The 6296-nt window shown below is 68.5% G+C and carries 7 protein-coding genes; 5 read left to right on the top strand and 2 right to left on the bottom strand.

Annotation, left to right across the window (positions count from 1 at the left end; genetic code table 11):
• Positions 1 to 147: 147 nt before the first annotated feature.
• Complete coding sequence (locus ACGFK0_RS36245; protein ID WP_392913061.1) at positions 148 to 777, bottom strand: TetR/AcrR family transcriptional regulator; 630 nt, start codon at positions 775 to 777, stop codon at positions 148 to 150.
• A gap of 153 nt (positions 778 to 930) precedes the next feature.
• Here ACGFK0_RS36245 and tatA point away from each other — a divergent pair, with 153 nt between their 5' ends.
• The 4 genes from tatA (at position 931) to ACGFK0_RS36225 (ending at position 4923) form a co-directional block, all read left to right on the top strand.
• Complete coding sequence (tatA, locus tag ACGFK0_RS36240; RefSeq protein WP_392913060.1) at positions 931 to 1281, top strand: Sec-independent protein translocase subunit TatA; 351 nt, start codon at positions 931 to 933, stop codon at positions 1279 to 1281.
• A 74-nt stretch (positions 1282 to 1355) separates the two neighbouring features.
• The gene (locus ACGFK0_RS36235; protein WP_392913059.1) at positions 1356 to 2327 is read left to right on the top strand and encodes a hypothetical protein; all 972 of its coding nucleotides are present in this window, start codon (positions 1356 to 1358) and stop codon (positions 2325 to 2327) included.
• Positions 2328 to 2424: 97 nt separating this feature from the next.
• A complete protein-coding gene (locus tag ACGFK0_RS36230; RefSeq protein WP_392913058.1) occupies positions 2425 to 3039 on the top strand; it encodes a TetR/AcrR family transcriptional regulator in 615 nt (204 codons plus the stop codon).
• A 159-nt stretch (positions 3040 to 3198) separates the two neighbouring features.
• Positions 3199 to 4923: an alpha/beta fold hydrolase gene (locus ACGFK0_RS36225; RefSeq protein WP_392913057.1), complete on the top strand. Its 1725-nt coding sequence runs from the start codon at positions 3199 to 3201 to the stop codon at positions 4921 to 4923.
• Between the two features lie 90 nt (positions 4924 to 5013).
• On the opposite strand, the gene ACGFK0_RS36220 is transcribed toward ACGFK0_RS36225, so the two are convergent.
• A complete protein-coding gene (locus tag ACGFK0_RS36220) occupies positions 5014 to 5532 on the bottom strand; it encodes an NUDIX domain-containing protein (RefSeq protein ID WP_392913056.1) in 519 nt (172 codons plus the stop codon).
• Between the two features lie 154 nt (positions 5533 to 5686).
• Here ACGFK0_RS36220 and ACGFK0_RS36215 point away from each other — a divergent pair, with 154 nt between their 5' ends.
• Positions 5687 to 6295 (top strand): hypothetical protein, encoded by a 609-nt coding sequence (locus ACGFK0_RS36215; RefSeq protein ID WP_392913055.1) that lies wholly within the window; start codon positions 5687 to 5689, stop codon positions 6293 to 6295.
• Position 6296: the final 1 nt, after the last annotated feature.

Raw genomic sequence — 6296 nt, 5'->3', positions numbered from 1 at the left:
GGTGGGGTCGTGTCCTGCACGGCGCGCTCCTCACGGGGGTGGGCGCTAACCGACACTGTTGTCGGTTACGGGTGGTTCCCCACTATGAGCAAGCCACCGCACCACGTCAACCCCCACCCCCACCCGGAACCCGCCCCGCCCCGGCCGCTACTCGGCATGGCCCAGCCCCGTCCACAGCAACCGCATCGCCCCCTCCACCAGCACCGACCGCGGCATTTCGGGATGGTGCTCCCACCACTGCGCCACACCATCCAAACCCGCGATCAAAAGCTCCACCATCGCCTCGGCGATCGGCTCCTGCGGATCCAGCCCCACCCGCGCCCGGATATCCCCGCCCAGCAGCACCGTCACCGCCTGCGTCCGCGCCTCCCGGATCCCCCTCCGCACCGTCCGGATCTCCGGATCATCCTCATCGATCCGATCGAACAACAACCGCCGCGCAGCGGGCTTACTCTGCGCAAACCCGAAATACGCGTCCGTGGTGGACCGCATCCGCTCCCGCGCAGGCCCCACCCCTGTGATCCGCGCCCCGACGTACTCCACCAACGCCGCGTTCTGCTCCTGCATCACCGCGAGCAACAACACCCGCTTCGACGGGAAATGGTCGTACACCACCGTCCGCGCCACCCCCGCCGCCGACGCGATCTCCCCCAGCGACGCCCCGTGGTACCCCTTGCTCGCAAAAATCCCCAGCGCCGCCTCAGTGATCACAGCCCTGCGAGCCGGACCACGCATCCGCGTCTTGGGCGGATCTTCCCCCATCGCCTTGACTCCCATCGTCCGTTCCGTTCACCCTATCCGACATAGATGTCGGTTAAGGTGGCGGTTCGGGCGGTGTACGTCACCGACGCGACGGCAGGGAGCCGCCATGGGACACGGGAGTCCGTCGATCGCCGACCACCACCCCGAACACTGACCGAAGGAGAAACCATGGCCGGCCTCGGCACCACCGAGATCCTCATCATCCTGCTGGTCGTCCTGCTGCTCTTCGGCTCGACGAAACTTCCGCAACTGGCCCGCTCACTCGGCAGATCCGCACGCATCCTCAAGACCGAGACCCAGGGCCTTCACAGCGACGACCCCGACGACCGGCCGGCCTCGTCCGCGCCGGAGGCACACGGCGTCCGCGAGCCGGCCGCTCGACCACGCGACGCGGACACCCGCCCCGGACACCAGGCCGCCCCCCAACCGCGAGCAGGACAGCAGGCTTCCCTCCCGCCCGCGCAAACACTGCGAGGAACGACCCTGCCCGCCGAAAGCGACGCCCACCCCGCGAAGTAGCTCTGGCCCCGCCCAGCCTTGGAAGCCCCTTCGCGGCCCGCTCCCGGGACCTCAATGACGAGGAGAAGTGCATCATGCAACTGGGACACTGGGCGACGATCGTCGCGTTCCTGTCGACCGGCATCTGTTTCGTCGGCATGGCATTCCTCAAGACCGCCACGGGCAATATGCCTCCGCTGCAAGGCAACCGGCCCTTCGCGCTCGCCGCCGCGATGCTCTCCAGTGGGATCTGGGCGATCGGCTTCGCCGTCATCGGGGTGGGATTCGCGCTGCAGTTCACCGCCCTCTCGGCGCTCCCGTTATCCGCCGTCCAGCCCGCGATGCTCGCCGGGCTGGCGCTTCTGCCCCTCATCGCAGGCATCGGCCTGGGCGAACGGCTCGGCCTCCGCGAAGTGGTCTGCCTGGCGCTCGCCGCGGCGGCCATCGTCCTCTACGCCCGCGCCGCCAGTGGCGCGGACTCCTTCGACCAGGCACCGTCGGTGCCGTTGCTGCTGGCCGCGATGTTACCCTCGCTCGCCTTGCCCGCCGTGCTGTTCCTCATCAGCGACCTGAGGCCCAAGGGTGCGCACGAACGGCCGCTCAGCGGCATCGTCTACGGCATCAGCGCCGGGATGCTGATCGGCGCGGCCGAGGTCGCGCTCGTGGGCATGGTGACGCTCGATGGTCCACTCCGGGACCTCGCCACTTCTCCCCACCCCTACCTGTTCCTCACGGCGACCGCGCTGACCGCGGGGCAGATACAGATCGCCTTTCAGCGCTGCCGCCTGCTGATCGTCGGATTCCTCGTCATCATGACGGCCAACCCGCAAATGCTGCTCGTGTCGACGGCGCTGTACGGGCGCGGGTGGGGACTGCGAGCCGCACCCCTGTCGAATCTGACGTGCGGCCTGCTGTTGAGCATCGCGGCCATCTGGTTCCTCCCTCGTCATGAACGGACCAGGCCCACTCGGCCGCCCCGGCGCCGATCCCGCCACAGGGGTACGCCGTCCGCGCTGGACTCGGGCCGGCGGCTGCCCAGGAAGTCTTCCGTGCGCTTCCCCCCATGACGCGGAGACCCTGAGCCACTGTCGCCGCGGCGTCGCTGTGGCCGTGTCCGGCCATGCGCCTTGACCCGGCGCTCAACCGGACGCAGTCTGCCTAACCGTGAGCGCTATTCCTAATCGTGATAGGCGCACCGAACGCCGTGAGGCAACTCGCCGTGAGATCGTCGATGCGGCCTGGGATGTCGCCCGGGAGACCGGGCTGTCGCACATCACTCTGCGTGAGATCGCGCGCCGGGTGGGGATGCGTTCGCCGTCCTTGTATTCGCACTTCGACTCCAAGAACGCCATCTACGACGCGATGTTCGCGCAGGCCTACAGCGACCTGCGCAAGGCGTTCGACGCATTGGATCTGCCGGCCGAGCCAGGGCGCCGGTCCCTGCTGATGGTGGCCGAGTTGTTCTTCGACTTCGCGGCGGCCGATCTGCCCCGCTACCAGCTGATGAATCAGCGGACGATCCCCGGCTTCACACCCTCGGAGGAGTCCTTCGCCATCTCGCGGGATGGTCTCAAGGAGATGGCCGCGGTGATGCGCGCGGCCGGCGTGGGCGGCCATGACGACCTCGACCTTTGGACGGGGATCCTCAGCGGGTTCGTCGACCAGCAGCTCGCCAACGATCCCGGTGGCACGCGTTGGCGCCGCCAGCTAGTGCGCCTGATGGACATGTACTGCGATGAGGTCGGTGTGCCCGGCCCGAGCCTGAGGAGCGTCCAATGACCACGACCGCGCGGGAGGCGCCGCGGGCGGCGGCACTGCCGCCCGCGGCAGCGACCGCGCCGAGGGGCCTCTGGACACTTTCGTCCCCTTCTGACGCCCTCCGGCCCCAATCCGTGGGACTCCCCAGGCCATGGCGCATCGAGCTGGAGAGAGGTTTCTGTGACTGACATCGACAGCCCACCTGAGCTGCTCCAGTGGCGGCGAGACCTCGGCGCCGCCGATGCCCGGTTGGACACGATCGCGGCGCAGCCGGTGTCGAGTGGGGGCGGCGTGCGGTTTCGGCTGCTGGGACCGGTCGATCTGGTGGAGGGCCGGGAGGTGGTCGATGTGGGGTCGGCCAAGCAGCGTTGCGTACTGGCGGCGTTGCTGTGGAGGCCCGGGTCGGTGGTGCCGGTCGAGACGCTGATCGATCGGGTGTGGGGTGACGAGCCCCCGGCGCAGGCCCACAATTCCCTGTACTCCTACATCGCCCGGCTTCGCGCCCTCATGAACGGCACAAGCCCCGGCGGGTCGCTGACGCGCGACTCCCAGGGATACCGGCTGGACGTGGACCCCGATCGCGTTGATCTGGCCCGGTACCAGCGCTTGGTGCGCCAGGCGCGCACCGCGACCTCGGCGCAGGAACGGCTCGCGGCGTTCGATCAAGCGCTGGCGTTGTGGCGGGGCGAGCCACTGCTGGGAGTGCCCGGCCCGTGGGCGCGCCGCGCACGGGACGGCCTGGACGTACAACATGTCGGGGTGCTGGCGGAATGGGCGCGTACCGCGATCGACCAGGGACGCGCCGAGGCCGTGGTGGACCGGTTGACGCAGGCGCGCGACCGCTACCCGTTCGCCGAGTCGCTGGTCGAGCAGCTCATGATCGCGCTGTGCCGGACCGATGGAGTCGAGTGCGCGCTCAAGGTGTTCCGGGAGCTCCGCGAGCGCCTGTCCGACGAGCTCGGTCTCGAGCCCTCCACGAGGCTGCGAGACCTGGAGGTGCGCGCACTCCGGGCCGATCCGGCCCTGGTCGGCGCGCCGGAAGGGCGCCCGCACCGCTCGCCCGGCCGGGCCGCGCCGGTCAGGTACGTGCGAAGAGACCAGGTCCATCTCGCCTACCAGGTGGTCGGTCCTGAGCGGCCTGGCAGGCCGGACATCGTCGTGGTGCCCGGGCTGCTGAGCCACCTGGACCTGTGGTGGGAGGACTCCCCGACGGCCGGTTTCTTCCACCGGCTGGCCGCGCTCGGCCGCCTGATCATGTTCGACAAACGCGGAGCCGGCCTGTCCGATCGGACGATGGGGGGCGACTCGCTGGACGAACGCGTCGGCGACGTACTCGCGATTATGGAAGCGTGCGGCAGCCGCCGTGCGGTGCTGTTCGCGATCTCCGAAGGCGTCCCGATGAGCATCGCCTGCGGGGCCGCCCATCCCGATCGGGTCGCCGGTCTGGTCCTCGCGGGCGGGGCCGCACGATGGACGCCGGACGCCGACTATCCGTGCGGTGACCGGTTCGAGCGGGCGATGACCTCCCTGGAGAACACCGCGCGGCATGCGTGGGGGCAGGGCGACACCATCGAGTGGTACTGCCAGCACTTGGCGGGTTCCCGCCGTGCCCGCGAGCTGGTCGGGCGGCGAGAGCGGATGTCGGTCAGTCCGAACGACTTCATCCGCATGCTCCGGCTGATCCCGGACATCGACGTACGCGACGCCCTGCCGGACGTGCGGGTGCCCACAGTGGTGCTGCAACGCCTGGACGATCGTGTCTCGCACCCGTTCTACGGCCGCTACCTCGCGGAGCGGATACCTGGCGCCCGCTACGTGGAAATGCCCGGCGACCACATCATCTGGCTCGGCGAAACCGACCCGGTCATCACCGAACTCGCACAACTCGTCGCAACGGTCACCTGACCTCCGCATCGAAGCGCCGGCGGAGAACGCGATCGTCAGGACCTGTGGGCCGAGGTCCCTAATGCGTTGGCCGCCTGGGTGATCTGGCGGTCAAAGACCGTGGACGCCGGGGCGAGGGATGGACGCTTCGGCGAACAGCCGGCGATAAAAGGGGCCGAGACCGTCGGGGATGGTCAGGGACTGGAGCGTCTTCTCCGCCGGCAGGAGGCGGCGGTGAGCCATCTCGAAGCGTGGATCCCACGGAGCCGGCCGCACTTCCGCTCGCCACATCGACCGGACCAGCACCAGCCCTTCCTGCGGTCCCCGCACGCACACGCCCCGGCTGAACCCGAGGAGCCGGCAATCGAGCACCTCGGCGCAGGCTTCCTCACGGACCTCGCGGCGCATCGTTTCGACCCACTGCTCATGTCCCTCGGGCCGGCCGGCGGGCAGGCCCCACCGCTGTCCGTCTCTGCTGACCGCGACGATCCGGTCGCCGGTGACGCACACCGCCTCCGCGCCGTGTGGCGTACCCGGCGGCGGGTCAGGAGGTGGATACCACGCAACGCGCCATTCCTGGCCGTTGATCGATGCGGTGAAGCCGACGCCATTCTCGGCGATGTCGTTCATGGTTCCGCTCCAGCGAGGATCAAGCCGGCGCTGTGACCTGCGAATCAAGGTTCGTACATGGTCGACGTTATTGGATCCGGTATGGCCTCGTCCGCAGCGGAATGAGAATCGAGGATGCGCATTGAATCAAGGATGCCTTGCCACCCTGCTGAGGTTGCTGGGTTTCGCCCTCTTCTTGGCGGTCGCCGCCGCCGGGGCCTGGTGGTTCGAAGGGCGCGACAAGTACGCCGATCAGGGTGTACCGGTGTCCAAGCCCCCCGCCGGTCATGCGACTCCTACCCCGATGGTCCCCGAACCCGAAGACGGTTCGGGCCTGGAAGAGATCAAATATGATCTACAGGAGGACGTTGTCGAGGTGGGCGGGATGAGCGCTTCCACTACAGCCCAGTGCGAAGTCTCCGAGATCCCGTCGCAGCCCCGGACATTCAAGTGCACTGTCCAATACATGGGCCTGCGGGTGCCCTTCCGAGTCGATGTCACCGATGTGACCGACGCCCCTGCGATCGGACTGACCGCGTTCAACTGGGACCGGCGAGCCGAAAAGTTGCCAATGACCCGCGCGGGCGTGTACGCGGAGTTCTGGCGGGAGCGGACACGAGCCGGAGAGAAAGATCTTCGCTGCGACCGGATCCCGGAAAAGATCCTGGTCCGGCCAGGCCGGACGAACTACTTCTGTTACTCCACCGACGAACGGAACAAGCATCACAGGTACGCCGTGGATGTGCGCGAAACCGGATTGAACTTCATGACCACCCCGGACTGAC

Source organism: Spirillospora sp. NPDC048823, assembly GCF_043198445.1.
GTDB lineage: Bacteria > Actinomycetota > Actinomycetes > Streptosporangiales > Streptosporangiaceae > Spirillospora.
Note: the sequence above shows the minus strand (reverse complement) of the source record. Positions and strands in the feature narration are given on the sequence as shown.

What these genes read in the sequence shown, in the direction of transcription:
- ACGFK0_RS36245 (WP_392913061.1), bottom strand. Translation starts at nt 777, where the DNA reads ATGGGAGTCAAGGCGATGGGGGAAGATCCGCCCAAGACGCGGATGCGT.
- ACGFK0_RS36235 (WP_392913059.1), top strand. Translation starts at nt 1,356, where the DNA reads ATGCAACTGGGACACTGGGCGACGATCGTCGCGTTCCTGTCGACCGGC.
- tatA (WP_392913060.1), top strand. Translation starts at nt 931, where the DNA reads ATGGCCGGCCTCGGCACCACCGAGATCCTCATCATCCTGCTGGTCGTC.
- ACGFK0_RS36220 (WP_392913056.1), bottom strand. Translation starts at nt 5,532, where the DNA reads ATGAACGACATCGCCGAGAATGGCGTCGGCTTCACCGCATCGATCAAC.